The organism is Pseudomonas sp. VS40, from assembly GCF_018587885.1.
In the GTDB taxonomy this organism is placed as follows: domain Bacteria; phylum Pseudomonadota; class Gammaproteobacteria; order Pseudomonadales; family Pseudomonadaceae; genus Aquipseudomonas; species Aquipseudomonas pergaminensis.
In genome coordinates, this window is the sequence record NZ_JAGYWD010000003.1 from 557321 (window position 1) to 581089 (window position 23769).

Genomic DNA, 23769 nt, shown 5'->3' on the forward strand with positions numbered 1-23769 from the left:
CTTTGTTACTCCAGCCGTAACGGTTCACCACCGAGCTTGATTGATGGCCCTCTGAATCACTCCTAAGGTACAGCCCACGACAGCAAACCCGTGGAGCGACCATGACAACAACAATCACCCCCGATTCGCGCTGGACGCGGCGGCGCGACGAGAAGCAGCGGCGGCTCGGGCTGGTCAAAAAATACGCAAACGGGGCGGTGTTGCCCAGTGACAGGATCGTCGAGGCGCTTGAGGCGCTGATCCTGCCCGGTGACCGTGTGGTGTTGGAGGGCAATAACCAGAAGCAGGCGGATTTCCTCTCGCGCTCCCTCGCCAAAGCCGACCCGTCCAAGCTCCACGACTTGCACATGATCATGCCCAGTGTTGGCCGTTCCGAGCACCTGGACCTGTTTGAAAAAGGCATCGCCCGCAAGCTGGATTTCTCCTTCGCCGGCACCCAATCCCTGCGTATCAGCCAGTTGCTCGAAGACGGCCTGCTGGAAATCGGCGCGATCCACACCTACATCGAACTCTATGCGCGGCTGGTGGTGGACCTGATCCCCAACGTGGTGCTTTCCGCCGGATTTATGGCCGACCGCGCCGGCAATATCTACACCGGCGCCAGCACTGAAGACACCCCGGCGCTGATCGAGCCCGCCGCGTTCAGCGATGGCATCGTGATCGTGCAGGTCAACCAGTTGGTGGATGACGTCACCGATTTGCCGCGTGTGGATATCCCGGCGAGCTGGGTGGATTTTGTGGTGGTGGCCGACAAGCCGTTCTATATCGAGCCGCTGTTCACTCGCGACCCGCGCCACATCAAGCCGGTGCACGTGCTGATGGCAATGATGGCAATCCGTGGCATCTACGAAAAACACAATGTGCAGTCGCTCAACCACGGCATCGGTTTCAACACTGCCGCCATCGAGTTGATCCTGCCGACCTACGGTGAATCCCTTGGCCTTAAGGGCAAGATCTGCCGCAACTGGACCCTCAACCCGCACCCCACGCTGATCCCTGCGATTGAAAGCGGCTGGGTGGAAAGCGTGCATTGCTTCGGCACCGAACTGGGCATGGAGAACTACATCGCCGCACGGCCGGATGTGTTCTTCACCGGCCGCGACGGCTCGATGCGCTCCAACCGGATGTTTTGCCAACTCGCCGGCCAATACGCGGTGGACCTGTTTATCGGCGCGACGCTGCAAGTCGACGGTGACGGCCATTCCTCTACCGTGACCCGTGGCCGTCTGGCCGGTTTTGGTGGCGCACCGAACATGGGTCACGACCCGCGCGGTCGCCGCCATGGCACGCCGGCGTGGTTGGATATGCGCCACGACGATGCGCCCGAAGCCTTGTTGGAGCGCGGCAAAAAACTTGTAGTGCAAATGGTCGAGACCTTCCAGGAAGGCGGCAAACCCACCTTCGTCGACACCCTCGATGCCGTGGAGGTCGCGCGCAAAAGCGGCATGCCGCTGGCACCGATCATGATCTACGGCGATGACGTCACTCACCTGCTCACCGAAGAGGGCATTGCCTACCTGTACAAAGCGCGTTCACTCGAAGAGCGCCAGGCGATGATCGCTGCCGTCGCAGGTGTCACGGCGATTGGCATGCGCCACAACCCCAAGGACACCGCGCGCATGCGCCGCGAAGGCCTGATCGCCTTGCCCGAAGACTTGGGCATCCGCCGCACCGACGCCACCCGCGAGTTGTTGGCCGCCAAGAGCGTAGCCGACCTGGTGGAGTGGTCCGGTGGCTTGTACAACCCGCCCGCCAAATTCAGGAGCTGGTAAATGCGCGCCCTTAAATTGCATGAACTCAGCCTTGCGGATCGCCTGGCCGATCTGGCCGTCGATGCGCTGATCGATGAAGCGGACCTGTCGCCCAAACCCGCGCTGGTGGACCGGCGTGGCAACGGCGCCCACAGTGATTTGCACCTGGGCCTGATGCACGCCTCGGCGTTGTCGCTGTGGCCGATGTTCAAGGAAATGGCCGAGGCGGCGATTGAATTCGGTGAAGTCGGCTTGCCCCTGCGTGAAGCCCTTGGGCGCATTGGCCGTGAAGGTGAGCAAGCAATGTTGACCACCACCAACGGCGTGAACACCCATCGCGGTGCGATCTGGGCTCTTGGTTTGCTCACGGCAGCGGCGGCGCTGGAACCTCGCGCCGTCACGCTGACGGCAGCCAAACTGGCCTTGCTCAACGACCGCTATGCGCCGCAGCCCGTGAGCCACGGTGCTCAAGTCGCCCAACGTTACGGCGCACGCGGCGCTCGTGAAGAAGCGCAACTGGGCTTCCCGTCCGTGGTGCAACGCGGCTTGCCGCAGCTGCACCGAAGCCGCCAGCAAAACGCCGGCGAACAGAACGCGCGCCTGGACGCCTTGCTCGCGATCATGACGGACCTGGCCGATACCTGCGTGCTCTACCGTGCTGGCACCGAAGGCCTCTACGCGATGCAACGCGGCGCCCAGGCCGTGCTGGAGGCAGGCGGCAGCGCAACCCTCGGCGGTCGTCGCCAACTGCACGCGCTGGACCTTCAACTGCTGGCCCTGAATGCCTCCCCCGGCGGCGCCGCCGACCTGTTGGCCGCCTGCCTGTTTATCGACCGCCTCGACGGAGCGTTGTGATGGAAACCTTATCCTTTGAATTCCCTGCCGGGCAGCCGCCAAAAGGCCGTGCGCTGGTGGGTTGCGTCGGCTCGGGCGATCTGGAGGTGCTGCTGGAACCGGGCACGCCGGGCACGCTGACCATCCAGGTGCAAACCTCGGTGAATGGCGCCGAGCAACGCTGGCAGCATCTGTTCGAGCGCATCTTCCAGGAGCAGACACCACCGGCGTTGAACATTGATATCCACGACTTCGGTGCCACCCCCGGCGTGGTGCGCTTGCGCCTGGAGCAGGGTTTCGAGGAGATCGGCCATGACTGACTTACTCGCCAAACACAGCTTCGTTGAACTGGGCGCTCGGCAGCGGGCCAAGGCGTTGCTGGACGCCGGCTCCTACCGCGAATTGATCGACCCGTTCCAGCGCGTCATGTCGCCGTGGCTCAGCCGCCAAGGCGTGGTGCCACAGGCCGATGACGGTGTGGTGATCGCCAAGGGCAGCATCGACGGCAAACCTGTCGTCATTGCCGCCATCGAAGGCAACTTCCAGGGTGGCAGTCTCGGCGAAGTGGGCGGCGCGAAAATCGCCGGCGCCCTGGAACTGGCCGCCGAAGACAACCGTAAGGGCGTCCCGACCCGCGCGGTGCTGCTGCTGGAAACCGGGGGTGTGCGCCTGCAGGAAGCCAACCTCGGCCTGGCCGCCATTGCCGATATCCACGCGGCGATTGTCGACCTGCGCCAGTACCAGCCGGTGATCGGCGTGGTGGCGGGCAGTGTCGGTTGCTTTGGCGGCATGTCCATCGCCGCTGGGTTGTGCAGTTACCTTGTTGTCACCCGCGAAGCACGCCTGGGTTTGAATGGCCCGCAAGTCATCGAACAGGAAGCGGGGCTTGAGGAGTACGACTCCCGCGATCGGCCTTTCATCTGGAGCCTGACCGGCGGTGAGCAACGCTTCAACAGCGGCTTGACCGATCGTTATGTCGCTGACGATGTGGCCGAGATTCAACAGACCGTCAGCGCATTACTACAACAAGGCCTGCCCACCCAACAACGCAGTCGCCAGGCCGACTATTACCTGGCGCGCTTGGCCGAACTGGACGCCACGGCGCAGATCGACCCGGCGACAGTGCGCGAGCTGTATCAAGGAGAACGCTCATGAGAGGTTTGCAGTGGTTCAACGCATTGAGCGCCGGAGCGACAGCCGTTGAGGGTTTGCCCAACTCGCTGAAAGTCGCCGATGGTGTGCTGGGTGAGCAGCCTGTGCGCTATATCGCTGTGGTCACCGACGCGCAAAACCGCTTCCCCCGCGCACGCAACGGCGAAGTCGGCCTGCTGGAAGGCTGGGGGCTGGCGAAGGCCGCCGATGAAGCCATCGCCCGAGGCGATAAACGCCCGATCATCGCCATCGTCGATGTACCGAGCCAAGCCTATGGCCGGCGCGAAGAAGCCCTTGGCATCCACCAGGCCTTGGCCGCCGCCGCCGACAGCTATGCCCGTGCGCGTCTGGCGGGGCACCCGGTGATTGCGCTGTTGGTCGGCAAGGCGATGTCCGGTGCGTTTCTCGCTCATGGGTATCAAGCCAATCGCCTGATTGCCCTGCGCGATCCCGGTGTGATGGTGCACGCCATGGGCAAGGCCTCGGCCGCGCGCGTGACGCTGCGCAGCGTTGAAGAGTTGGAAGCCCTGGCCGCCAGCGTGCCGCCCATGGCCTACGACATCGACAGTTACGCCAGCCTGGGGTTGCTGTGGGAAACCTTGTCGGTCAGCCAGATTGAACAGCCCACGCCGGAGGATGTGGCGCGGGTCAGCGATTGCCTGGTGAGTGCGATCAAGGATATTGGCAGCACCGACTTGAGCGGCCGCCTGGGTGCGACCAACCGCGCCGCTTCCAGCCACGTACGCCAACTGCTGCGGGAACAATGGTGAACGCCCACGACTTGCTCTGGGGCATGACCCCGGCGCATCTGCCTGCTGACGCTCCGGCGTGGGCGGTGGAGGCAGTAGGCACGGTGGTGGTGCGTCGCGCCACCGTCACGCCGGGCTGGGTCGCGGTAGGCGTGCGCGGGCGTTTGCGCGAGCAGCGGTTTGCCGCCGAAATGCCGATTCCCGCGGTGCAGCGGCGAGTAACGCCGGAAGCGCTGCGTGATGTTGCCTCGACACGGGACTTACCGGCCTTGCAGGCGCTCGAACAGTTGCGGCCAGTGCTGACGCCGTTGAATTGGGGCATCACCGGCAGCGCGGGTTTTGAGCTGGCCACGGGCATTGAAGCGCTGCATGCCCAGAGCGATCTGGACCTGATTCTGCGCACGCCCGAGCCGCTGGATCGCAACGATGCACGCGACTTGCTGACAGCCTTGGACAAAGCCGCGTGCGCTGTGGATATGCAACTGCAAACACCTTTCGGCGCTATCGCCCTGCGCGAATGGGCCGGTCCATCGCGGCGGGTGCTGTTGAAAACGGTCAGCGGTGCGCACCTCGTCCTCGACCCTTGGCAGGCCGTAGCATGAGCAGTCTTCTTGTCTTCCCCGGCCAGGGCGCCCAACGCCCCGGCATGCTCCAGGCGTTGCCGGCCGATGTGTTGGAACACGCCAGCGAAGCCTTGGGTGAAGACGTTCGTGCATTGGATTCGGCGCACGCCCTGGCGAGTACCCGCGCCGTGCAGCTTTGCCTGCTGATCGCCGGCGTGGCCCACGCTCGCTTGCTGCAGCACACGCCGGATTACGTCGCAGGGCTGTCCATCGGTGCTTACCCGGCAGCGGTGATTGCCGGTGCGCTGGATTTCGCCGACGCCCTCAAACTGGTCAGCCTGCGCGGCGAACTGATGCAAAACGCTTATCCACAGGGCTACGGCATGACCGCGATCATCGGCCCGGAGTTATCCACCGTCGAAAACCTGCTGGCCGAAATCCACAGCCCCGAAACCCCGGTGTACCTGGCCAATATCAACGCCGACAACCAGACGGTGATCGCCGGCAGCGACCAGGCCATGAAGCTTGTCGCCAGTCGCATCAAAGGCAACGGCATCGCCAAGCGCCTGGCCGTCAGTGTGCCGTCTCACTGCGCGTTGCTGGAGCAGCCAGCCCAGGCTTTGGCACAAGCCTTCGTGCCGCTCAAGGCGCCGCGCATCACCTACCTGAGCAGCACCCGTGCGCGGCCGATCCACAACCCGGAGCAACTGCGCGACGACCTGGCCTTCAACATGTGTCGCATCGTCGACTGGCGCGGCACCGTGCAAAGCGCCTACGAGCGCGGCGTGCGCCTGCAAATCGAACTGCCTCCGGGCGCGGTGCTCACCGGCCTGTCGCGCCGGGTGTTTGAACAGGGCACGGTGATCGCCTGCGAAGGCGCACGCCTGGACACTTTGCAGGCCCTGCTGCAAGAGGAGGAACGCCGCCACCGATAAAGCAGCACCCAAGGCTTTCGAAGCACAACAACAACAATTTCGATCGAGCACTTTGAGGACAACAACAATGATTATCTACGGTGTGGCATTGCTGGCGATCTGCACGCTTGCAGGCGTGATCATGGGCGACATGCTCGGCGTGTTGCTGGGCGTCAAATCCAACGTGGGCGGGGTGGGCATCGCGATGATCCTGCTGATCTGCGCCCGCCTGTGGATGCAAAAGCGCGGCGGCATGACCAAGGATTGCGAAATGGGCGTCGGCTTCTGGGGCGCCATGTACATCCCCGTGGTAGTGGCGATGGCCGCGCAACAAAACGTCGTGACCGCCCTGCACGGCGGCCCGGTGGCGGTGCTCGCCGCGATCGGGTCGGTGGTGGTATGTGGTTGCACCATCGCCCTGATCAGCCGCACGCACAAGGGTGAACCGCTGCCCGATGAAGAGCCGCTGATCGCACCGGCAGGAGGTCGCTGATATGTGGGATCTCATTGAAAAAGGTTTGGAACACAACGGCCTGATTACCGCGTTTGCCTTCGTTGGCGTGGTCATGTGGATTTCGGTGGTGCTGTCCAAGCGCCTGACCTTCGGGCGTATTCATGGCTCGGCGATTGCCATTGTCATCGGCCTGGTCCTGGCCTGGGTCGGCGGCACGATCACCGGCGGCCAGAAAGGCCTGGCGGACCTGGCGCTGTTCTCCGGGATCGGCCTGATGGGCGGCGCGATGCTGCGGGATTTCGCCATCGTCGCCACCGCGTTCGAAGTGCAAGCCACCGAGGCGCGCAAGGCCGGGATGATCGGTGTGATTGCGCTGCTGTTGGGCACGATCCTGCCGTTTATCGTCGGTGCAAGCATGGCCTGGGCCTTTGGTTATCGCGATGCGATCAGCATGACCACCATTGGCGCGGGTGCCGTGACCTATATCGTCGGCCCGGTGACCGGTGCGGCGATTGGCGCGACCTCGGATGTGATGGCGCTGTCGATTGCCACCGGGTTGATCAAGGCGATTCTGGTGATGGTCGGCACGCCGGTCGCAGCGCGCTGGATGGGCTTGGATAACCCGCGTTCGGCAATGGTGTTTGGTGGGTTGGCCGGCACGGTGAGCGGTGTGACGGCGGGCTTGGCGGCGACGGATCGGCGGCTGGTGCCGTATGGCGCGTTGACGGCGACGTTCCACACCGGGCTGGGTTGCCTGCTCGGGCCTTCGCTGCTCTATTTCATCGTGCGCGGGTTGGTCGGTTGATTTGAATCGTCTGTGAGGGCCCTATCGCAGGCAAGCCAGCTCCCACATTTGAATGTGTTCACAGATCAAAATGTGGGAGCGGGCTTGCCCGCGATAGCGGTTTGTCAGACTGTCGCTTGGCGGTTGGCGTACATGCGGCACTCCGCCAATAACGCCAGCAAGTTCGGGTCCCTTTCCTTGGCCTTCAGGAACACCACACCAATATGCTGCTGCAACCGATACCTGGGTTGCAGCGGTATCAGCTTCACGCGGTTCTCATACACCGCCGCAATCCTACCTGGCAGCAGTGCATAACCCACGCCCGAGCTGACCATGCTCAGCAGCGTGAAGATGTCATTGACCTGCATCGCCACCTTCGGCTCGAACCCCGCCTGCTTGAATACGCGATTGCCATCCTGGTGCGTGGCGAAGCCTTGGGTGAGGGTGATGAAGGTCGCGTCGCGCACGTCGGCAAGGTCGATCTCGCGCTCGCGGTTGAAGGGGGAATCGGCGGGGGTGGCGAGGTAAATATCATCGGAAAACAGCGCAATCTGTTCGCAATCGGGGTCGTTGGCGTGTTCGTCCAGGGAGATGAGGATCGCGTCCACTTCCATGTTCTTGAGCTTGTAGAGCAGGTCGAAGTTGGAGCCCAGGATCAGGTCGATGTTGAGTTCGCTGCGGCGGATCTTCAGGCCCATGATCAGCTGCGGCACGGTCTTCACCGTCAGCGAATACAGCGAGCCGAGCTTGAAGCGCTCGGCGGAAAAACCGGCGGCTTCGCGAGTGAGGCGCACGCTGTCGACCACATCGGCGACCAGTTTTTGCGCGCGCTCTTCCAATACGTAGGCGCTTTCCAGCGGCGTGAGGTTGCGCCCTTCGTGTTTGAACAGCGGGCAGCGCAGGGCGTTTTCCAGCGAGTGGATGGCGCGGTGCACGCTGACGTTACTGGTTTGCAGCTCGGCGGCGGCGCGGGCCAGGTTGCCGGTGCGCATGAACGCCAGGAAGATTTCCAGTTTCTTGAGGGTGAATTCTTCGTCGATCAGCATGGCCGTGGCTCTTGTTCGAATGCTGTCGATTGTGCCCGCAAAACCGCACGGCGTCCTCGGAACGTCATAAGCCGCTTGCACTCTTATGCGCAAGGCCGGACGCTTGCCGGTCAGTGCTTAACGATTACAGGAGGCCAGTGACAGATGTACCACGGGGAACGCTTCAACGCCTGGAGCCATTTGCTCGGTGCAATCGCGGCGTGTATTGGCGCCGTGTGGATGTTGGTGGTGGCGAGCCTGGACGGCAGCCCCTGGAAGATCGTCAGCGTGGCGATCTATGGTTTTACCTTGATGGTGCTGTACAGCGCGTCCACCGTGTACCACAGCGTGCAGGGGCGCCGAAAAGAGATCATGCAGAAGGTCGATCACTTTTCGATCTACCTGTTGATCGCCGGCAGCTACACGCCGTTTTGCCTGGTGACGCTGCGCGGGCCGTGGGGCTGGACGCTGTTCGGGATTGTGTGGGGGCTGGCGGTGATCGGCATCCTGCAGGAGATCAAGCCGCGCTCCGAGGCGCGCATCCTGTCGATCGTGATCTACGCGGTGATGGGCTGGATTGTGCTGGTGGCGGTCAAGCCGTTGATGGCCGCACTGGGTATGGCAGGGTTTATCTGGTTGGCTTCAGGCGGGGTGTTGTACACCGTCGGCATTATCTTCTTTGCCCTGGAACACCGCCTGCGCCATTCCCATGGCATCTGGCACCTGTTTGTGATCGGCGGCAGCCTGCTGCACTTTGTGGCGATCATGCATTACGTGCTATAGGCGCCGGCTTGCCAGCTCATAGCTTTATAGGCGTTGCAGCAGGTCACGGGCGCGCTGGCCGAAGATCTCCAGCAGGTTGGCCAACATATGAGGCGGCGGTTCGTCGGCGCGGGTCAGGGCGTACAGGGTGATCGGCAGCGGCGGGGTCAGCGTGCGAATGCAGGTAGTCGCGGTCGATGCGCCGAGGGCGGTGAAGGGGTCGATGACCGTCAGGCCGGCGCCGGATTCGACCATCGCGCGGGCCAGCGAGTAGGTCTGCACCGAGATCGTTACGCGCGGCGGTGGGTCGACATTTTCCAGGTAGCTGTCGAGTTTCGCTGCCAGTGGATCCGCGCTGGAAAGGCCAATCAGCGGCGCTCCCGCCAGGTCAGCCAAGGCCAAGGGGCTGCTCAGTTCGGCTTCAGACCAATAGCCGCTGGACGCCAATGCCACCAACACACCGTTGGCCAGCACCTGCGTGGTCAGCCCCGGATGGCCGGAGAAGTTCAACGTCAGCGCCAAGTCAATCTCACGCATCAGCAGCTTCTGCACCAGCTCGCGGCTATGGTCGCTGGACAGTTCGCAAGCCATGTCCGGGTAGGCGTGCTTCCACTCCAGAATCGCCGGCGGCAGCAGCGACAGGGCCAGCGCCGGGATCGCGCCGATGCGCACACTCTGGCCCGGTGCACGGCGCAGGCTCTTGGCCAGGCGGCGCACGCCTTGCAGGCTTTCGGTGACTTTCTCGACTTCGCTTTCCAGCGCCAGGGCTTCTGGCGTGGGCTGCAACTTGCCGCGCACGCGCAGAAACAGGGGGAAGCCCAGCTGCAATTCGGCGTGCTGCAACACCTTAGTGACGGCGGGCTGCGATACGTGCAGCAACTGCGCGGCGGCGCTGACGGAGCCGGTCTGGCGTATAGCCTGGAAGATTTCGATATGACGCAAGCGCATGGCGAGTCCATAACCTTTGTTTATAGGTGGTCCATCTTTATTCATTGTCGGTGGCCTGTCACCTGCCCCTAGGCTTGAGGCCTCTTGATTCAACGGCGGGCGGCAAAGATGGTGTGCATCATTGGCGGTGGGGTGATTGGTCTGGCCAGCGCTTACGCGTTGGTGCGTGCAGGTCACGAGGTAACGGTGATCGAGGCGCGCGAGACCCTGGGCAGCGAAACCAGTTTCGCCAACGGCGGGCAATTGTCCTATCGCTACGTGGCACCGTTGGCCGATGCTGGCGTGCCGCTGCAAGCCATTGGCTGGTTACTGCGCGGTGACTCGCCGCTCAAGCTGCGCCCACGCCTCGACCCCCAGCAATGGCGCTGGATGGCGGCGTTCCTGGGCGCCTGCCGTGGCTCGGTGAACAAACGCAATGCCGCGCACCTGCTGCGCCTGGCCTCCCTGAGCCAGGACACCTTGCAGCAATGGCGCGACGACGACCACCTGGACGGCTTCGACTGGCGACGCAACGGCAAGCTGGTGACCTTTCGCAACCCCAGGTCCTTTGAACAGGCGCGCGGCAAGGTCACTGATATCCTGCAACAGCAGGTGCTGTCTGCCGCCGATTGCGCGCGCCTGGAGCCAGCACTGGCGGGCGGTGGATTTGTCGGCGGGATCTATACGCCCAATGAAGAGGTCGCCGATTGTCATGCCTTCTGTCAGCGATTAGCGGCGCGGCTGCAAGCGTCGGGGCGTTGCACCTTTTTGTTGGGGCGCAAAGTCACCAGGATTCGCCATGCCGAGGGCGCGGTACAGGCTATCGAGATAGGGGATGAAGTAATGCCGGTCGAACACCTGGTGCTGGCGGCCGGGTATCGCAGCGCCGAGTTGGGCGTGCCGTTGCCGCTGTACCCGCTCAAGGGCTACAGCCTCAGCGTGCCGATTGGCGCGCAACATCAGGCGCCGAACGTGAGCATCACCGACTATGACCGCAAGATCGTCTACGCGCGTATCGGTGAACAACTGCGGATCGCGGCCATGGTGGACATCGTCGGCTTTGACGCCAGCCTCGAGCCCAAGCGCCTGGCGCTGATAAAACGCCAAGCCCTGGAGACGTTTCCGCTGGCCGGCGATTATGCCCACGCAGTGGAGTGGGCCGGTATGCGCCCGGCCACCCCGACCGGTGTGCCGCTGATTGGCGCGAGCGTCTACCGCAACCTGTGGCTGAACCTGGGCCATGGTGCACTGGGTTTCACCCTGGCCTGTGGCAGCGCCCAAGTGCTGGCCGAACTGATCGGCCAACACGTTCCTTCCATTGATATGCAGGGCCTATCGCCCCGCGCCGCCTGAGGATGTTCCATGACCATCAACCGAATCAACAGCAACGAACGTCTCTCGGGTGCCGTGACCTTCAAGGACCTGGTATTTCTCTCCGGCCAGGTGCCCGGTGACGGCCAGGATGTGGCGAGCCAGACCCAGGAGGTGCTGGACCGAATCGACGCGCTGCTGGCCCAGGCGGGCAGTGACAAGGACCACCTGCTCAACGCCACCATTTACCTGAAGGACATCGGCACCGGTTTCGCACCGATGAATGCGGTGTGGTCCGCGTGGCTGTCGCCGGGCATGGCGCCCACGCGCACCACCCTGCAAGCGGAGCTGGCACGACCGAGCGTGCTGGTGGAAATCAGCGTGATCGCTGTACGTAAATAACTCAAACAATTCAAACAACAACGGAGCATAACAATGAAAAGAATCCTGTTGGCCGGCTGCACCCTGGGGCTTTTATTCGGCGCACAGGTCCAGGCGAATGAAGCGCCCTTGGGCGGCACGCTGGAAAAGATCGGCAACGCCAAGTCCATCACCCTGGGCTATCGCGATGCGTCGGTGCCGTTTTCTTATGTGGGCGATCACAGCGGCAAACCCATGGGCTACTCGGTAGACCTGGCGAGCAAGATCGTCGAACGTATCCAGCAGAAAACCGGGGTGGCGAAGCTCAATGTGAAGTACAACCTGGTGACGTCGCAGACCCGTATCCCCTTGGTGCAAAATGGCACCGTCGACCTGGAATGCGGCTCCACCGGCGTGACCGCCGAGCGGCAGAAGCAGGTGGCGTTTTCCTACGGGTTTATCTACGTGAAGGGGCAACTGCTCACGGCCAAGGACAGCGGTATCAAAGGCTTTCCCGACCTGGCAGGCAAGAACGTGGTGACCACCGCGGGCACCACCAACGAGCGCTTTCTCAAGAGTTACAACGCCGAGCACAAAACCAACATGTTCGTGATCAGCGCCAAGGACCACGGTGAAGCGTTCAAGATGCTCGAAACAGGCCGCGCTGTGGCGTTCTACATGGACGACGCGTTGCTCTACGGCGAGCGCGCCAAGGCCAAGGACCCACACAACTGGGTCGTGGTGGGCGAGGAGCAATCGCGCGAAATCTACAGTTGCATGGTGCGCAAGGACGACCCGCAGTTTCTGGCGGTGGTCAACGAAACACTCGCCGACCTGTACCGCAGTGGCGAGATCAACGGGATTTACCAGCGCTGGTTTGAACAGCCGATTCCGCCCAAGGGGCTGAACCTGGAATTTCCGATGACCAGCGAGCTTAAGGCGATCATTGCCAAGCCAGTCAGCGATCCCGTGGAGTAATCCCTAGAAGTCGCCCCACAATTGTTGGGCGACTGCCAACGCTACCACCGGCGCCGTCTCGGTACGCAGCACGCGCGGGCCGAGGCGGGCGGCGTGGTAGCCGGCGGCTTGGGCGCTGTCGACTTCATTATCGGTCAGCCCACCTTCAGGGCCGATCAGAAAGGCTAGGCTGGAAGGCTTGGCGTGACTGACCATTGGCTCGGCCACCGGGTGCAGCACCAGTTTCAAATCCGCCTCGGTCTGCTTCAACCAGTCCGCCAGCAAGAGCGGTGGGTGAATCACCGGCACCGTGGAGCGCCCGCATTGTTCGCAGGCGCTGATCGCCACTTGGCGCCAGTGCAGCAGGCGTTTGTCGGCGCGTTCATCCTTGAGGCGCACTTCGCAGCGCTCGCTGAAAATCGGCGTGATCGCATTGACGCCCAGTTCGGTCGCCTTCTGTATCGCCCAATCCATGCGTTCGCCACGGGACAGGCCCTGGCCGAGGTGGATGTGCAGCGGCGATTCGGCCTGGCCCGCAAAGCTTTCGGTGATTTGCACGGTGACGCGCTTTTTACCGACTTCCAGCAGGCTGCCCAGGAACTCCTGGCCCGAGCCATCGAACAATTGCACGGCATCGCCTTCGCCCATGCGCAGCACGCGACTGATGTAGTGCGCCTGGGCTTCGGGTAGCTCATGGTCGCCGAGGCTGAGCGGGGTGTCGGTAAAAAAGCGGGACAGTCTCATTTCTGTTCTCTGGAAAATAGGGTGTTCCTGTAGGAGCCGGCTTGCCGGCGACAAGGGCGTTGGCGCTGCGCTGAATTACGGGCCCCATCGCCGGCAAGCCGGCTCCTACACGGGTGTGAGTGATCAACCGGGATCGCGGAAGCCTGGGTGAAAGTCTTTCGGCACGGCAACACTGACCTTGCTGTTGGTGGCGATATCGATGCCTTCGCTGGCGACTTCGGCGAGGAAGTCGATCTGCTCCGGCGTGATCACATAGGGCGGCAGGAAATACACCACGCTGCCCAATGGACGTAACAGTGCGCCGCGTTCCAGGGCGTGTTCGAACACCTTCAGGCCACGGCGTTCCTGCCACGGGTAGGCGGTCTTGGTGGCTTTGTCCTGCACCATCTCGATGGCCAGCACCATGCCGGTCTGGCGCACTTCCGAGACGTGAGGATGGTCCACCAGGTGCGCGGTGGCCGTGGCCATGCGCTGGGCCAGGGCCTTGTTGTTCTCGATGACGTTGTCTTCTTCGAAAATATCCAGCGTCGCCAACGCCGCCGCACAGGCCAGCGGGTTCCCCGTGTAGCTATGGGAATGCAGGAAAGCGCGCAGTGTCGGGTAGTCGTCGTAGAACGCGCTGTACACATCTTCGGTGGTAACCACGGCCGCCAGCGGCAGGTAGCCACCGGTGAGGGCCTTGGACAGGCACAGGAAGTCCGGACGGATGCCGGCTTGCTCGCAGGCGAACATCGTCCCGGTACGGCCGAAGCCGACGGCGATTTCGTCGTGGATCAGGTGCACGCCGTAGCGGTCGCAGGCTTCGCGCAGCAGTTTGAGGTACACGGGGTGGTACATGCGCATGCCGCCGGCGCCCTGGATCAACGGTTCGACGATCACGGCGGCGACGGTGTCGTGGTGCTCGGCGAGGGTCTGCTCCATCACCTGGGCCATCGTGCGCGAGTGGTCTTCCCAGCTCACGCCTTCGGGGCGCAGGTAGCAGTCCGGGCTCGGCACCTTGATGGTGTCGAGCAGCAGCGCCTTGTAGGTCTCGGTAAACAGCGGCACGTCGCCCACCGACATCGCGGCGATGGTTTCGCCGTGGTAGCTGTTGGTCAGGGTGACGAAGCGCTTCTTGTTCGGCAGGCCACGGTTGAGCCAATAGTGGAAGCTCATCTTCAGCGCGACTTCGATGCACGACGAGCCGTTGTCGGCGTAGAAGCAGCGGGTCAGGCCCTCGGGTGTCATCTGCACCAGGCGCTCGGACAACTCGATCACCGGCTGGTGGCTGAAACCGGCGAGGATCACATGTTCCAACTGGTCGACCTGGTCCTTGATGCGCTGGTTGATACGCGGGTTGGCATGGCCAAACACGTTGACCCACCAGGAACTGACGGCATCGAGGTAGCGCTTGCCTTCGAAGTCTTCCAGCCAGACGCCTTCACCGCGCTTGATCGGGATCAGCGGCAATTGCTGGTGGTCTTTCATCTGGGTGCAGGGATGCCACAGCACGGCGAGGTCGCGTTGCATCCACTGGTTGTTCAAGCCCATCGGTTATCTCCTCGAAGCGGTCCTGCGGCGGGCGCAGGTGAATCAATCGCGCAAGCCTATGCAATGGTGGCTCGAGTCACAACCTATTGTGAGTGAATTCGCGGTAAACACAGGACGGTCTGTCACGTTTCTTAGGAATAGTCCTTAATCCGTCGTTAACTTATTGTGCCTAGGCTCCAGATCGTATTTCTCGATATTTCAAAGCGAAATTTTCCGCTTTAATTCGATAGGTAAATCGCTAGTCTTGGGCACAGCTCTTACGGGATTTGGGACATGCAGCTACGTAATTCATCGGCCCGCTATGGTTGGGTCAGCATTGTTTTGCACTGGGGCGTCGCCCTGGTGGTGTTTGGCCTGTTCGCCCTGGGCTTGTGGATGGTCGGTCTCGACTACTACAGCGCCTGGCGCAAAGACGCGCCGGACCTGCATAAGAGCATTGGCATCACGCTGTTCGCCATCATGCTGGTGCGTATTGTCTGGCGGCTGGTGAGCCCACCGCCACCACCACTGGCCAGCTACAGCCGCATGACCCGTATCGGTGCTGCATTTGGCCACGCGTTCCTTTATCTCGGGCTGTTTGCCGTGATGATCGCCGGTTACCTGATTTCCACCGCAGACGGTGTCGGTATCCCGGTGTTTGGCCTGTTTGAGATTCCTGCCGTGGTTTCCGGGCTACCGGACCAGGCAGATAACGCAGGCCTGGTACACCTGTACCTCGCTTGGGTGTTGGTGGTCTTCGCCGGCTTGCATGGCGTGGCTGCGTTCAAACACCACTTCATTGATCGTGATGCGACCCTGGTTCGTATGCTGGGGCGCAAAGCCTGATGTTCAACCTCGACTCACAAGGAATAGAAAGCATGTTGAAAAAGACCCTCGCCGCTCTGGCAATCGGTACTGCCCTGCTGTCTGCAGGTCAGGTGATGGCAGCTGACTACAAGATCGACAAAGAAGGCCAGCACGCCTTCATCGACTGGAAAATCAGCCACCTGGGCTACAGCTTCATTCACGGTACCTTCAAGGATTGGGATGGCACGTTCAGCTGGGATGCCGCCAAGCCAGAGGCCAGCAAAATCGCGGTCGACGTGAAAACCGCCAGCCTGTGGTCCAACCACGCAGAACGTGACAAGCACATCGCCAGCAAAGATTTCCTGGACGTTGCCAAGTTCGCTGATGCCAAGTTCGTCTCCACCGCAGTCAAGTCCACCGGCGACAAAACCGCTGACGTGACCGGCGACCTGACCTTCCACGGCGTGACCAAGCCGGTGACCTTCAAGGCCACCTTCAACGGTGAGGGCAAAGACCCGTGGGGCGGCGAGCGCGCCGGCTTCAACGCCAAGACCACTGTCAACCTGAACGACTTCGGCATCAAAGGCCCAGGTCCGTCCTCGCAGACTGTGGACCTGGACATCTCGCTGGAAGGTGTGAAGCAGAAGTAATTTCTGTTTTTACACGAAAAAACCGGATCCTGAGATCCGGTTTTTTTATGCCTGGAATGCAATCAATGTGGGAGCTGGCTTACCTGCGCTGCGGGCACCTCGGAGCATCAGGCACACCGAGTCAATGCAATCGCAGGCAAGCCAGCTCCCACAGTTGATTTGTGTTGAGTCAAAAAAAATGCCCCGTCTCGAAAGAGGCGGGGCATTTTTATCGGCGTTGAAAATCAGCGATTGCGGGTCAGCAGCGCTGGTTTTTCACCACGAGGACGGCCTGGCAGTTGATCCAACTGCTCGGGTGTCGGGAAGCGGTCAGCCTTCGACTCCTTGTGGATGATCTTTGGCGCCGGGCCACCGCGTGGGTTCTGCACGGCCGGTTCGGAGGAGCGAGGCTGGTCGTCACGGGCTGGGCGACGGTTGTTGCTGCGCGAGTCTTCGCGGCGAGCTTGGCCGTCACGGGGTGCACCGTTACGCGGGCCGTTGCGCTTGGCAGGCGGCGTACCGGTGGTGCCGCCGCTGCTGTTGCGCGGGCCGTTCTGGCGGCCGCCTTGTGGCTGGCCGCCACGTGGAGCGCCTGCGCCTGCACCCTGTGCCGGGGCACCTGGACGACGGCCACGGCCTTGGGCCGGTTTGGCCTGTGGCACGTAGTCAACGCGGTTACCGAAGTTATCCACATCGTCGTCGAGGAACTCGTCCGGAGCGCGGTCGGCAGCAGCGCGTGGTGGCTGGCTCGGCTGGCGCTGTTCGCGGGCCGGAGTGCCTTCACGGGGTTTCTGCTCACGGGCTGGGCGTTCGCCACGGCCACTGGAGGCGGATTTTTCCTTGCCTTTGTCTTTGCCTTTGTCGCGACGACCGCCGCCACCACCGCCGCCGTTCGGGCCATCGCCCTTCGGACCACGTGGGTTGCGCGGGTTGCGCACATCCGGACGCTCGCGCGCTTCTGGCTTCTCGGCTTCCACGGCGCTGGCATCGAAGCCCATCAGGTCGCCGTCGGCGATTTTCTGCTTGGTCATGCGCTCGATGCTTTTCAGCAGTTTTTCTTCGTCTGGTGCGACCAGGGAGATGGCTTCACCCGAGCGACCGGCACGGCCAGTACGGCCGATACGGTGCACGTAGTCTTCATCGACGTTGGGCAGCTCGAAGTTGACCACGTGCGGCAGTTGGTCGATATCCAGGCCGCGGGCGGCGATATCGGTGGCAACCAGGATGCGCACAGAGCCGGCCTTGAAGTCGGCCAGGGCCTTGGTGCGCGCGTTCTGGCTCTTGTTGCCGTGGATGGCGACGGCGGTGAGGCCGTGCTTGTCCAGGTATTCGGCCAGGCGGTTGGCGCCGTGCTTGGTGCGGGTGAACACCAGCACCTGTTCCCACGCGCCGGCGGTGATCAGGTGGGCCAGCAGCGCACGCTTGTGGCTGGCGGCCAGGCGGAAGACGCGCTGCTCGATCCGCTCGACCGTGGTGTTCGGCGGCGTGACTTCGATGCGTTCCGGGTTGTGCAACAGCTTGCCGGCCAGGGCAGTGATGTCCTGGGAGAACGTTGCCGAGAACAGCAGGTTCTGACGTTTGGCCGGCAGGCGGGCGAGGACCTTTTTCACGTCATGGACAAAGCCCATGTCGAGCATGCGGTCGGCTTCGTCCAGCACGAGGATTTCCACGTGGGACAAGTCGACGCTGCCTTGGCCACACAGGTCGAGCAAACGACCCGGGCAGGCCACCAGTACGTCGACGCCACGGGACATGGCCTGAACCTGTGGGTTCATGCCGACGCCGCCGAAGATGCAGGCGCTGACGAACTTCAAGTCGCGGGCATACAGCTTGAAGCTGTCGTGCACCTGGGCGGCGAGTTCGCGGGTTGGGGTCAGGACCAGTACGCGTGGTTGGCGCGGGCCGTGACGCTGGGATTTGTCCGGGTGACCGTTGGGGAACAACCGCTCCAGAATCGGGAGGGCGAAGCCGCCGGTTTTACCAGTACCTGTCTGAGCCGCAACCATCAGGTCGCGACCTTGCAACACGGCGGGAATGGCCCGCTGTTGCACCGGAGTAGGCTCGGTATAGCCCGCTGCCTCGATGGCGCGGACTAAAGCCTCGGAGAGACCGAGGGAAGCAAAGGACATGAGTAATCCTGTTTTAGTTAGGGCTTGGCCCAAAGGGATAATCTTGCCGGGCGTGAATGGCGCTTAGGGGAGCGCAACCCCGTCCGGTCCTGCTGCGTCTGGCGGGCACTCCACCGGCTCGCGCGGGCTGAAAGCTGCGCTGTAGCGGGGTTGGGTGCCTTTTTCAAGACCTCAGCGGCCGGGCGTGAGCCTGGCGGAAAGGCCGGAGTATAACAGAGCAATCAGGGCGCGCTGCTTTCCTGCTGCTCAACGGTGCGTCCAGACCCCGTATTCGCCTGGATTCCACCATATTTGGCGCTCAAGGCACTATAGGCCGGTTCCTGTTTGAAGCGTTTGAGCTCGGCGGCAAACCGTTGTACCAGCAGGTCCATGCCCGCGCCACGGCGTACTGCGAGGAACTGCGGCTGGCGGCTGACCACCGCCGGCGCCTGGCTGACCTTGCCCTCCAGGCCCAGCGCCTTGATCACATGCTGGCCCACTCGACGGTCGGTGATCACCATGTCGATACGTCCCAGCATCAGTTTGCCGAAGTTGGCCTCATGGCTGGGGGCCGGTTCGCGGTTGAACAGGCCGGAGTCGCTGAACTCTGCACCGTACAGGTAGCCCGGCGAGGTACCGACGGTAAGGCCGCGCAGGTCTTCGAGGCTTTGGGCTGGGTGGGGACGCTCATTGGCATAGAAGAGCACGAACTCGACTTCCGACAGCGGTTCGCTGGGGTACAGCAGCAAGGCGTCGCGCTCATGGCTGTGGAATATATCCAGCGCCCCGTCGGCCTGGCCCTGGTCGAGCATGACCAGGCAGCGCTTCCAGGGCAGGAACTGCCATTGCACGTCCACCCCCAGGCGCTGGAACACGATCACGGTGGTCTCGTAGTCCAGCCCGTGCATGGTGCCCTGGTCCTCATACACGTAGGGCGCCCAGGGCTCGGTGACAATGCGCAGTTTCTCGCCATAAGCGGCCAGGCTCAGGCAAGTGAATAAGGCAGCAGTCAACAACTTCAGAATGACGGGCATGCCCTGAGGTTACGACGCCCCGCCGTTAAAGAGAAGCTCTGCAACAAGCATCTGCGGGCGATGCTATTTGGTCTCTGAGGTCATCAGGTGTTCGTAGATGGCTGCGCGTCGCTCGCCGAGAATCAGGCGCACCAGCGGGTTGGCGAACCAGTGTTCCAGTTGGTGCGCGTCAACCGGGCATTGCTGGCGCTCTTCCTGATTCTGTCGCGCTTTGTCCCACCAAACCGGGCCACACGCCTGATCGAACTCGTTTTCGTGTTCGTAGCAGCCGTAGAGAATCTCGCGGATAAATTGCTGCTTGCGCTTGGGCAGCGCCAGGGTGATCAGCTTGTACATCAAGCGCTGCAGGCGCGGTGGACGGGGCAGGTGGGAGGAGACCTTGCGGGTATCGGCCAGCGCCTGGTCGCAGGTGGGGGCGGTGGCGTGCTTGTTGATCCAGGCCCTGACTTTGGCGCGAAACAGCTGTTTGCGGCTCCAGTAATGATGGATCAGGTCCGGGCACTGGCGCACGTTGACGTGACGGTACGCGGCAACCGACAGGCAGAACTCTTCCAGGGTGTAGGCACCTTGGGCCATTGGAAACAGCTCGTCCATCAGCTCGATCGAATGATCCAGCAGGTGCGCGTCCTGCCGGGCCATGCCCATGACGCCGGAGTTGAGCAGCCACATATCGTCGTCGGCGACACCTTTGTCGGCCAGGTGCTTGGCCAGGGATTCATACAGCACGCTTTCGCGGTTATCACCGTATTTGGCGTGGAAAGCATTGCACAGCAGGGTGCCGGGGGCGACGCGTTCGAACAGCGCCATCGGCGAGTCGTGGAAGAACGTGTCGGTATCGATCAGCAAGGCCCGTTCCGCGGTTTCCAGCACTTGGCGCAACAGCACATGTTTGGTTCGGAAATGGTAGCCGTGGGGCTCGCTCCAGCGTTTGCGCGTGGCGTCATCCAGGGTGTGGACCTGCACCGGCAAGCCCGCGTAGGGCGCCGGGTTGTCGCTGAACACCTGGATGTCCAGCGGCATGTTCGCGGTGCCGCCCAGGTGTGACAGGGCGCTGGCGATGCTGAATACCGCTTCCTGATGATAGGTCTCGGCCCCGAATACCAGGTAAACCAGCTGAGGGCGGTGAGTCAGTGACGCTGTATTCATTTACTGCAGGCATCCATTCCGGGGAGAGATAAACAAAAAAAGCCCCCGTATAAACGGGGGCCTGGGGGCTGCTTGAACAGACCTCAGCGCGGCAGCTTGAGGTTGTTCCAGATGGCCAAGCTCGGTTCAGCCTGGTTAAGGGTATAGAAGTGCAGCCCTGGTGCGCCACCTTGCAACAATTCTTCACACATTGTGCTGATGACCTGTTCGCCAAACGCCTGGATGCTCTTGACGTCGTCGCCATAGGCTTCCAGTTGCTTGCGCACCCAACGTGGGATCTCGGCACCGCAGGCGTCAGAAAAACGTGCCAGCTTGCTGTAGTTGGTGATCGGCATGATGCCCGGCACGATCGGGATGTTCACACCCATGGCCCGTACACGCTCGACGAAGTAGAAGTAGCTGTCGGCGTTGAAAAAGTACTGGGTGATCGCGCTGTCGGCGCCGGCGTTGGCCTTGCGCACGAAATTCTGCAGATCGTCTTCGAAGTTGCGGGCCTGGGGGTGCATCTCCGGGTAAGCCGCCACTTCGATATGGAAGTGATCGCCGGTTTCCTCACGAATGAAGCTCACCAGGTCATTGGCGTAGCGCAGCTCACCGCTGGCCATGCCCATGCCGGACGGCAGGTCGCCACGCAGGGCGACGATGCGCTTGATGCCGGCGGCCTTGTATTGGGTCAGCAGGCCGCGCAGGTCGGCCTTGCTGTCGCCCACGCAGGACAAATGCGGAGCGGCGGGAACTTTGACTTGGCTTTCCAGCTGCAACACGGTGTTGATCGTGCGATCGCGGGTCGAGCCACCGGCGCCGTAGGTGCAGGAGAAGAAGTCGGGGTTGTAGCTGGCCAACTGCGTGGCAGTCGCCATCAGTTTTTCATGCCCAGCATCGGTCTTGGTCGGGAAGAACTCGAAGCTGTAGCGACGGTCTTGGGACATGGTCGTATCCTTGGAAACTCAAAACTGGAAGGCTTACACCGTCAATGTGGGAGCGGGCTTGCTCGCGAATGCGGTGGGTCAGTCATGATTGCTTCGACTGACACTCCGTATTCGCGAGCAAGCCCGCTCCCACACAAGCCCGCTCCGACAGGGAGAGAGCCGGTTACTTAGTAACGGTAAGCGTGCGGCTTGAACGGACCTTCAACGGTCACGCCGATGTAGTCGGCCTGGGTCTTGGTCAGTTGAGTCACGACGCCGCCGAAGCCGCGGACCATTTCCAGGGCCACTTCTTCGTCGAGTTTCTTCGGCAGAACTTCCACAGTCAGGCGCTCGGCTTTCTCGGCTGGCGACAGGTCGGCGTATTTCTGGCCGAACAGGAAGATCTGGGCCAGTACCTGGTTGGCGAACGAGCCATCCATGATGCGGCTCGGGTGGCCAGTAGCGTTGCCCAGGTTAACCAGGCGGCCTTCAGCCAGCAGGATCAGGTAGTCATCGTTCTGTGGGTCGAAATCACCCGCACCGGTACGGTGAACCTTGTGGACCTGTGGCTTCACTTCTTCCCATGCCCAGTTCTTGCGCATGAAAGCAGTGTCGATCTCGTTGTCGAAGTGACCGATGTTGCAGACCACGGCGCGCTTCTTCAGGGCTTTGAGCATGTTCGCGTCGCAAACATTCACGTTACCGGTGGTGGTGACGATCAGGTCGATCTTGCCCAGCAGGGCCTTGTCGATGCTGGCTTCGGTGCCGTCGTTCTGGCCGTTGATGAACGGCGAGACCACTTCGAAACCGTCCATGCAGGCTTGCATGGCGCAGATCGGGTCGACTTCGGAAACTTTCACGATCATGCCTTCCTGACGCAGGGACTGGGACGAACCCTTGCCCACGTCACCGTAGCCGATCACCAGCGCTTGCTTGCCCGACAGCAGGTGGTCGGTGCCGCGCTTGATGGCATCGTTCAGGCTGTGACGGCAGCCGTATTTGTTGTCGTTCTTGCTCTTGGTCACCGAGTCGTTGACGTTGATGGCCGGGATTTTCAGCTCGCCCTTGGCCAGCATGTCCAGCAGGCGGTGTACGCCGGTGGTGGTTTCTTCGGTCACACCGTGGACGCGGTCCAGGATCTGCGGGTACTTCTTGTGCAGCAGCTCGGTCAGGTCGCCGCCGTCGTCGAGGATCATGTTGGCATCCCAAGGCGCGCCATCTTTCAGGATGGTTTGCTCCAGGCACCACTCGTACTCTTCTTCGGTCTCGCCTTTCCAGGCAAATACCGCGATACCGGCAGCAGCGATGGCGGCAGCGGCCTGGTCTTGGGTCGAGAAGATGTTGCAGGACGACCAACGCACTTCGGCACCCAGGGCAACCAGGGTTTCGATCAGCACGGCGGTCTGGATGGTCATGTGGATGCAGCCGAGGATCTTCGCGCCCTTGAGCGGTTGCTCAGCGGCGTACTTGCGACGCAGACCCATCAGGGCCGGCATTTCGGATTCGGCGATAAAGGTTTCGCGACGGCCCCAGGCAGCGAGGGACATGTCGGCGACTTTGTAGTCGTTGAAATCTGCAGGCGTGATTACAGCGCTCATAGAGAGCCTCCATTCGTAGTGTGCGAATGGGCGCCGTTGTGCGTTTAGTATCAGGCCAGGTAAACCAGGCCGGACAACGCCCCATCCGAGCCTGACAGGTTGAACCTGCTGCAGCGCCCCTCGGACAGGTGGCGGGAGAACGGTATCAATTGAAGATGACCGTTTTGAAGCGGGGCGATTATAGCCGTGTACGCGGCACATCCCAAGCCTTTCTGTCGGCCATATGAAGATCGCGCATGGGCTTGATAGGCAATGGCGCATAGAGCTTGGGGCCGGGCTCTGCCATGATGTTGACCATCATTTCGCAACATGCTTTGGAGTGACCATGAACTTCCACACCCGCAAATGGGTAAAACCCGAAGACCTCAACCCCAACGGCACCCTGTTCGGCGGCAGCCTGCTGCGCTGGATCGATGAAGAAGCGGCCATCTACGCCATCGTCCAGTTGGGCAACCAGCGCGTCGTGACCAAGTACATCTCCGAAATCAACTTTGTCAGCGCCTCGCGCCAGGGCGACATCATCGAATTGGGCATCACGGCCACCGAGTTCGGCCGCACCTCCATTACCCTGACGTGTGAAGTGCGCAACAAAATCACCCGCAAAAGCATCCTGACGGTAGAGAAAATGGTCTTCGTCAACCTTGGTGAAGATGGCCTGCCAGCACCTCATGGCCGCACCGAGATCAAGTACGTGAAAGACCAGTTCAAGGACGACAGTCTTCCCGAGTAACCCAGGCCCGGGT

At 62.0% G+C, this 23769-nt stretch carries 25 protein-coding genes and 1 riboswitch; of the genes, 16 read left to right on the forward strand and 9 right to left on the reverse strand.

All coding sequences use genetic code 11. The features are described from left to right. The first annotated feature begins 101 nt into the window (after nucleotides 1-101). The 9 genes from mdcA (at nucleotide 102) to madM (ending at nucleotide 7222) form a co-directional block, all read left to right on the forward strand. A complete protein-coding gene (mdcA, locus tag KHP07_RS11725) occupies nucleotides 102-1772 on the forward strand; it encodes a malonate decarboxylase subunit alpha (protein ID WP_100491953.1) in 1671 nt (556 codons plus the stop codon). Further along, complete coding sequence (locus KHP07_RS11730; RefSeq protein ID WP_038849449.1) at nucleotides 1773-2606, forward strand: triphosphoribosyl-dephospho-CoA synthase; 834 nt, start codon at nucleotides 1773-1775, stop codon at nucleotides 2604-2606. Then, nucleotides 2606-2905, forward strand: a complete 300-nt coding sequence (locus tag KHP07_RS11735; protein WP_015886328.1) for a malonate decarboxylase subunit delta — start codon at nucleotides 2606-2608, stop codon at nucleotides 2903-2905. Before KHP07_RS11730 ends, KHP07_RS11735 begins: the two co-directional genes overlap by 1 nt. Beyond that, entirely contained in the window at nucleotides 2898-3740 is an 843-nt protein-coding gene (locus KHP07_RS11740) for a biotin-independent malonate decarboxylase subunit beta (protein ID WP_214497223.1), read from the forward strand. The genes KHP07_RS11735 and KHP07_RS11740 overlap by 8 nt, the downstream gene beginning before the upstream one ends. Beyond that, nucleotides 3737-4507, forward strand: a complete 771-nt coding sequence (gene mdcE, locus KHP07_RS11745) for a biotin-independent malonate decarboxylase subunit gamma (RefSeq protein WP_214497224.1) — start codon at nucleotides 3737-3739, stop codon at nucleotides 4505-4507. The genes KHP07_RS11740 and mdcE overlap by 4 nt, the downstream gene beginning before the upstream one ends. Continuing rightward, entirely contained in the window at nucleotides 4501-5088 is a 588-nt protein-coding gene (locus KHP07_RS11750) for a malonate decarboxylase holo-ACP synthase (RefSeq protein ID WP_078050543.1), read from the forward strand. The genes mdcE and KHP07_RS11750 overlap by 7 nt, the downstream gene beginning before the upstream one ends. Then, nucleotides 5085-5984 (forward strand): malonate decarboxylase subunit epsilon, encoded by a 900-nt coding sequence (gene mdcH / locus KHP07_RS11755; protein ID WP_214497225.1) that lies wholly within the window; start codon nucleotides 5085-5087, stop codon nucleotides 5982-5984. Before KHP07_RS11750 ends, mdcH begins: the two co-directional genes overlap by 4 nt. A gap of 67 nt (nucleotides 5985-6051) precedes the next feature. Beyond that, nucleotides 6052-6456 (forward strand): malonate transporter subunit MadL, encoded by a 405-nt coding sequence (gene madL / locus KHP07_RS11760; RefSeq protein WP_034109908.1) that lies wholly within the window; start codon nucleotides 6052-6054, stop codon nucleotides 6454-6456. A gap of 1 nt (nucleotide 6457) precedes the next feature. Continuing rightward, on the forward strand, nucleotides 6458-7222 hold the full coding sequence (madM, locus tag KHP07_RS11765; protein WP_010207194.1) for a malonate transporter subunit MadM: 765 nt from the start codon (nucleotides 6458-6460) through the stop codon (nucleotides 7220-7222). 104 nt (nucleotides 7223-7326) lie between these two features. Here madM and KHP07_RS11770 read toward each other — a convergent pair whose 3' ends face one another. Further along, nucleotides 7327-8247 carry a LysR family transcriptional regulator gene (locus KHP07_RS11770; protein ID WP_214497226.1) on the reverse strand — a complete coding sequence of 307 codons (921 nt, stop codon included), beginning with the start codon at nucleotides 8245-8247 and terminating at the stop codon, nucleotides 7327-7329. Nucleotides 8248-8391: 144 nt separating this feature from the next. On the opposite strand from KHP07_RS11770, the gene trhA reads away from it, so the two are divergent. Further along, entirely contained in the window at nucleotides 8392-9009 is a 618-nt protein-coding gene (trhA, locus tag KHP07_RS11775) for a PAQR family membrane homeostasis protein TrhA (protein WP_078050540.1), read from the forward strand. Between the two features lie 24 nt (nucleotides 9010-9033). Here trhA and KHP07_RS11780 read toward each other — a convergent pair whose 3' ends face one another. Next, the gene (locus KHP07_RS11780) at nucleotides 9034-9936 is read right to left on the reverse strand and encodes a LysR family transcriptional regulator (protein WP_078050539.1); all 903 of its coding nucleotides are present in this window, start codon (nucleotides 9934-9936) and stop codon (nucleotides 9034-9036) included. 108 nt (nucleotides 9937-10044) lie between these two features. Here KHP07_RS11780 and KHP07_RS11785 point away from each other — a divergent pair, with 108 nt between their 5' ends. From KHP07_RS11785 to KHP07_RS11795, 3 genes are read left to right on the forward strand one after another with little or no spacing between them, the layout of a single operon-like run. Continuing rightward, nucleotides 10045-11268, forward strand: a complete 1224-nt coding sequence (locus KHP07_RS11785; protein WP_214497227.1) for a D-amino acid dehydrogenase — start codon at nucleotides 10045-10047, stop codon at nucleotides 11266-11268. A 9-nt stretch (nucleotides 11269-11277) separates the two neighbouring features. Next, nucleotides 11278-11628: a RidA family protein gene (locus KHP07_RS11790; RefSeq protein WP_099493109.1), complete on the forward strand. Its 351-nt coding sequence runs from the start codon at nucleotides 11278-11280 to the stop codon at nucleotides 11626-11628. Between the two features lie 33 nt (nucleotides 11629-11661). Next, entirely contained in the window at nucleotides 11662-12564 is a 903-nt protein-coding gene (locus KHP07_RS11795; protein WP_078050536.1) for a transporter substrate-binding domain-containing protein, read from the forward strand. A 3-nt stretch (nucleotides 12565-12567) separates the two neighbouring features. On the opposite strand, the gene KHP07_RS11800 is transcribed toward KHP07_RS11795, so the two are convergent. Together KHP07_RS11800 and KHP07_RS11805 are read right to left on the reverse strand one after the other, a co-directional pair. Beyond that, entirely contained in the window at nucleotides 12568-13287 is a 720-nt protein-coding gene (locus KHP07_RS11800; RefSeq protein WP_214497228.1) for a 16S rRNA (uracil(1498)-N(3))-methyltransferase, read from the reverse strand. A gap of 123 nt (nucleotides 13288-13410) precedes the next feature. Further along, nucleotides 13411-14817: an adenosylmethionine--8-amino-7-oxononanoate transaminase gene (locus KHP07_RS11805; protein ID WP_078050534.1), complete on the reverse strand. Its 1407-nt coding sequence runs from the start codon at nucleotides 14815-14817 to the stop codon at nucleotides 13411-13413. A gap of 273 nt (nucleotides 14818-15090) precedes the next feature. Here KHP07_RS11805 and KHP07_RS11810 point away from each other — a divergent pair, with 273 nt between their 5' ends. Together KHP07_RS11810 and KHP07_RS11815 are read left to right on the forward strand one after the other, a co-directional pair. Continuing rightward, nucleotides 15091-15642 carry a cytochrome b gene (locus KHP07_RS11810; RefSeq protein ID WP_078050533.1) on the forward strand — a complete coding sequence of 184 codons (552 nt, stop codon included), beginning with the start codon at nucleotides 15091-15093 and terminating at the stop codon, nucleotides 15640-15642. A 32-nt stretch (nucleotides 15643-15674) separates the two neighbouring features. Beyond that, a complete protein-coding gene (locus KHP07_RS11815; protein ID WP_021492687.1) occupies nucleotides 15675-16253 on the forward strand; it encodes a YceI family protein in 579 nt (192 codons plus the stop codon). A 224-nt stretch (nucleotides 16254-16477) separates the two neighbouring features. On the opposite strand, the gene rhlE2 is transcribed toward KHP07_RS11815, so the two are convergent. The 5 genes from rhlE2 to ahcY form a co-directional block, all read right to left on the reverse strand. Continuing rightward, nucleotides 16478-18361: an RNA helicase RhlE2 gene (rhlE2, locus tag KHP07_RS11820; protein WP_078050532.1), complete on the reverse strand. Its 1884-nt coding sequence runs from the start codon at nucleotides 18359-18361 to the stop codon at nucleotides 16478-16480. A 221-nt stretch (nucleotides 18362-18582) separates the two neighbouring features. After that, a complete protein-coding gene (locus KHP07_RS11825) occupies nucleotides 18583-19374 on the reverse strand; it encodes a substrate-binding periplasmic protein (protein ID WP_099493103.1) in 792 nt (263 codons plus the stop codon). A gap of 63 nt (nucleotides 19375-19437) precedes the next feature. Beyond that, the gene (locus KHP07_RS11830; protein ID WP_214497229.1) at nucleotides 19438-20520 is read right to left on the reverse strand and encodes a hypothetical protein; all 1083 of its coding nucleotides are present in this window, start codon (nucleotides 20518-20520) and stop codon (nucleotides 19438-19440) included. Between the two features lie 83 nt (nucleotides 20521-20603). After that, on the reverse strand, nucleotides 20604-21449 hold the full coding sequence (metF, locus tag KHP07_RS11835; RefSeq protein ID WP_071494443.1) for a methylenetetrahydrofolate reductase [NAD(P)H]: 846 nt from the start codon (nucleotides 21447-21449) through the stop codon (nucleotides 20604-20606). A 167-nt stretch (nucleotides 21450-21616) separates the two neighbouring features. Further along, a complete protein-coding gene (ahcY, locus tag KHP07_RS11840; RefSeq protein ID WP_078050529.1) occupies nucleotides 21617-23026 on the reverse strand; it encodes an adenosylhomocysteinase in 1410 nt (469 codons plus the stop codon). A 21-nt stretch (nucleotides 23027-23047) separates the two neighbouring features. Further along, nucleotides 23048-23154: riboswitch (S-adenosyl-L-homocysteine riboswitch) on the reverse strand. 197 nt (nucleotides 23155-23351) lie between these two features. Between ahcY and KHP07_RS11845 the strand changes: the two genes are divergently transcribed. Then, the gene (locus KHP07_RS11845; protein WP_003194988.1) at nucleotides 23352-23756 is read left to right on the forward strand and encodes an acyl-CoA thioesterase; all 405 of its coding nucleotides are present in this window, start codon (nucleotides 23352-23354) and stop codon (nucleotides 23754-23756) included. The last annotated feature ends 13 nt before the right edge of the window (nucleotides 23757-23769 follow it).

Bases quoted from the DNA above. Each gene is read 5' to 3' on its own strand.
- mdcA (WP_100491953.1), top strand. From the start codon at position 102: ATGACAACAACAATCACCCCCGATTCGCGCTGGACGCGGCGGCGCGAC.
- KHP07_RS11730 (WP_038849449.1), top strand. From the start codon at position 1,773: ATGCGCGCCCTTAAATTGCATGAACTCAGCCTTGCGGATCGCCTGGCC.
- KHP07_RS11735 (WP_015886328.1), top strand. From the start codon at position 2,606: ATGGAAACCTTATCCTTTGAATTCCCTGCCGGGCAGCCGCCAAAAGGC.
- KHP07_RS11740 (WP_214497223.1), top strand. From the start codon at position 2,898: ATGACTGACTTACTCGCCAAACACAGCTTCGTTGAACTGGGCGCTCGG.
- mdcE (WP_214497224.1), top strand. From the start codon at position 3,737: ATGAGAGGTTTGCAGTGGTTCAACGCATTGAGCGCCGGAGCGACAGCC.
- KHP07_RS11750 (WP_078050543.1), top strand. From the start codon at position 4,501: ATGGTGAACGCCCACGACTTGCTCTGGGGCATGACCCCGGCGCATCTG.
- mdcH (WP_214497225.1), top strand. From the start codon at position 5,085: ATGAGCAGTCTTCTTGTCTTCCCCGGCCAGGGCGCCCAACGCCCCGGC.
- madL (WP_034109908.1), top strand. From the start codon at position 6,052: ATGATTATCTACGGTGTGGCATTGCTGGCGATCTGCACGCTTGCAGGC.
- madM (WP_010207194.1), top strand. From the start codon at position 6,458: ATGTGGGATCTCATTGAAAAAGGTTTGGAACACAACGGCCTGATTACC.
- KHP07_RS11770 (WP_214497226.1), bottom strand. From the start codon at position 8,247: ATGCTGATCGACGAAGAATTCACCCTCAAGAAACTGGAAATCTTCCTG.
- trhA (WP_078050540.1), top strand. From the start codon at position 8,392: ATGTACCACGGGGAACGCTTCAACGCCTGGAGCCATTTGCTCGGTGCA.
- KHP07_RS11780 (WP_078050539.1), bottom strand. From the start codon at position 9,936: ATGCGCTTGCGTCATATCGAAATCTTCCAGGCTATACGCCAGACCGGC.
- KHP07_RS11785 (WP_214497227.1), top strand. From the start codon at position 10,045: ATGGTGTGCATCATTGGCGGTGGGGTGATTGGTCTGGCCAGCGCTTAC.
- KHP07_RS11790 (WP_099493109.1), top strand. From the start codon at position 11,278: ATGACCATCAACCGAATCAACAGCAACGAACGTCTCTCGGGTGCCGTG.
- KHP07_RS11795 (WP_078050536.1), top strand. From the start codon at position 11,662: ATGAAAAGAATCCTGTTGGCCGGCTGCACCCTGGGGCTTTTATTCGGC.
- KHP07_RS11800 (WP_214497228.1), bottom strand. From the start codon at position 13,287: ATGAGACTGTCCCGCTTTTTTACCGACACCCCGCTCAGCCTCGGCGAC.
- KHP07_RS11805 (WP_078050534.1), bottom strand. From the start codon at position 14,817: ATGGGCTTGAACAACCAGTGGATGCAACGCGACCTCGCCGTGCTGTGG.
- KHP07_RS11810 (WP_078050533.1), top strand. From the start codon at position 15,091: ATGCAGCTACGTAATTCATCGGCCCGCTATGGTTGGGTCAGCATTGTT.
- KHP07_RS11815 (WP_021492687.1), top strand. From the start codon at position 15,675: ATGTTGAAAAAGACCCTCGCCGCTCTGGCAATCGGTACTGCCCTGCTG.
- rhlE2 (WP_078050532.1), bottom strand. From the start codon at position 18,361: ATGTCCTTTGCTTCCCTCGGTCTCTCCGAGGCTTTAGTCCGCGCCATC.
- KHP07_RS11825 (WP_099493103.1), bottom strand. From the start codon at position 19,374: ATGCCCGTCATTCTGAAGTTGTTGACTGCTGCCTTATTCACTTGCCTG.
- KHP07_RS11830 (WP_214497229.1), bottom strand. From the start codon at position 20,520: ATGAATACAGCGTCACTGACTCACCGCCCTCAGCTGGTTTACCTGGTA.
- metF (WP_071494443.1), bottom strand. From the start codon at position 21,449: ATGTCCCAAGACCGTCGCTACAGCTTCGAGTTCTTCCCGACCAAGACC.
- ahcY (WP_078050529.1), bottom strand. From the start codon at position 23,026: ATGAGCGCTGTAATCACGCCTGCAGATTTCAACGACTACAAAGTCGCC.
- KHP07_RS11845 (WP_003194988.1), top strand. From the start codon at position 23,352: ATGAACTTCCACACCCGCAAATGGGTAAAACCCGAAGACCTCAACCCC.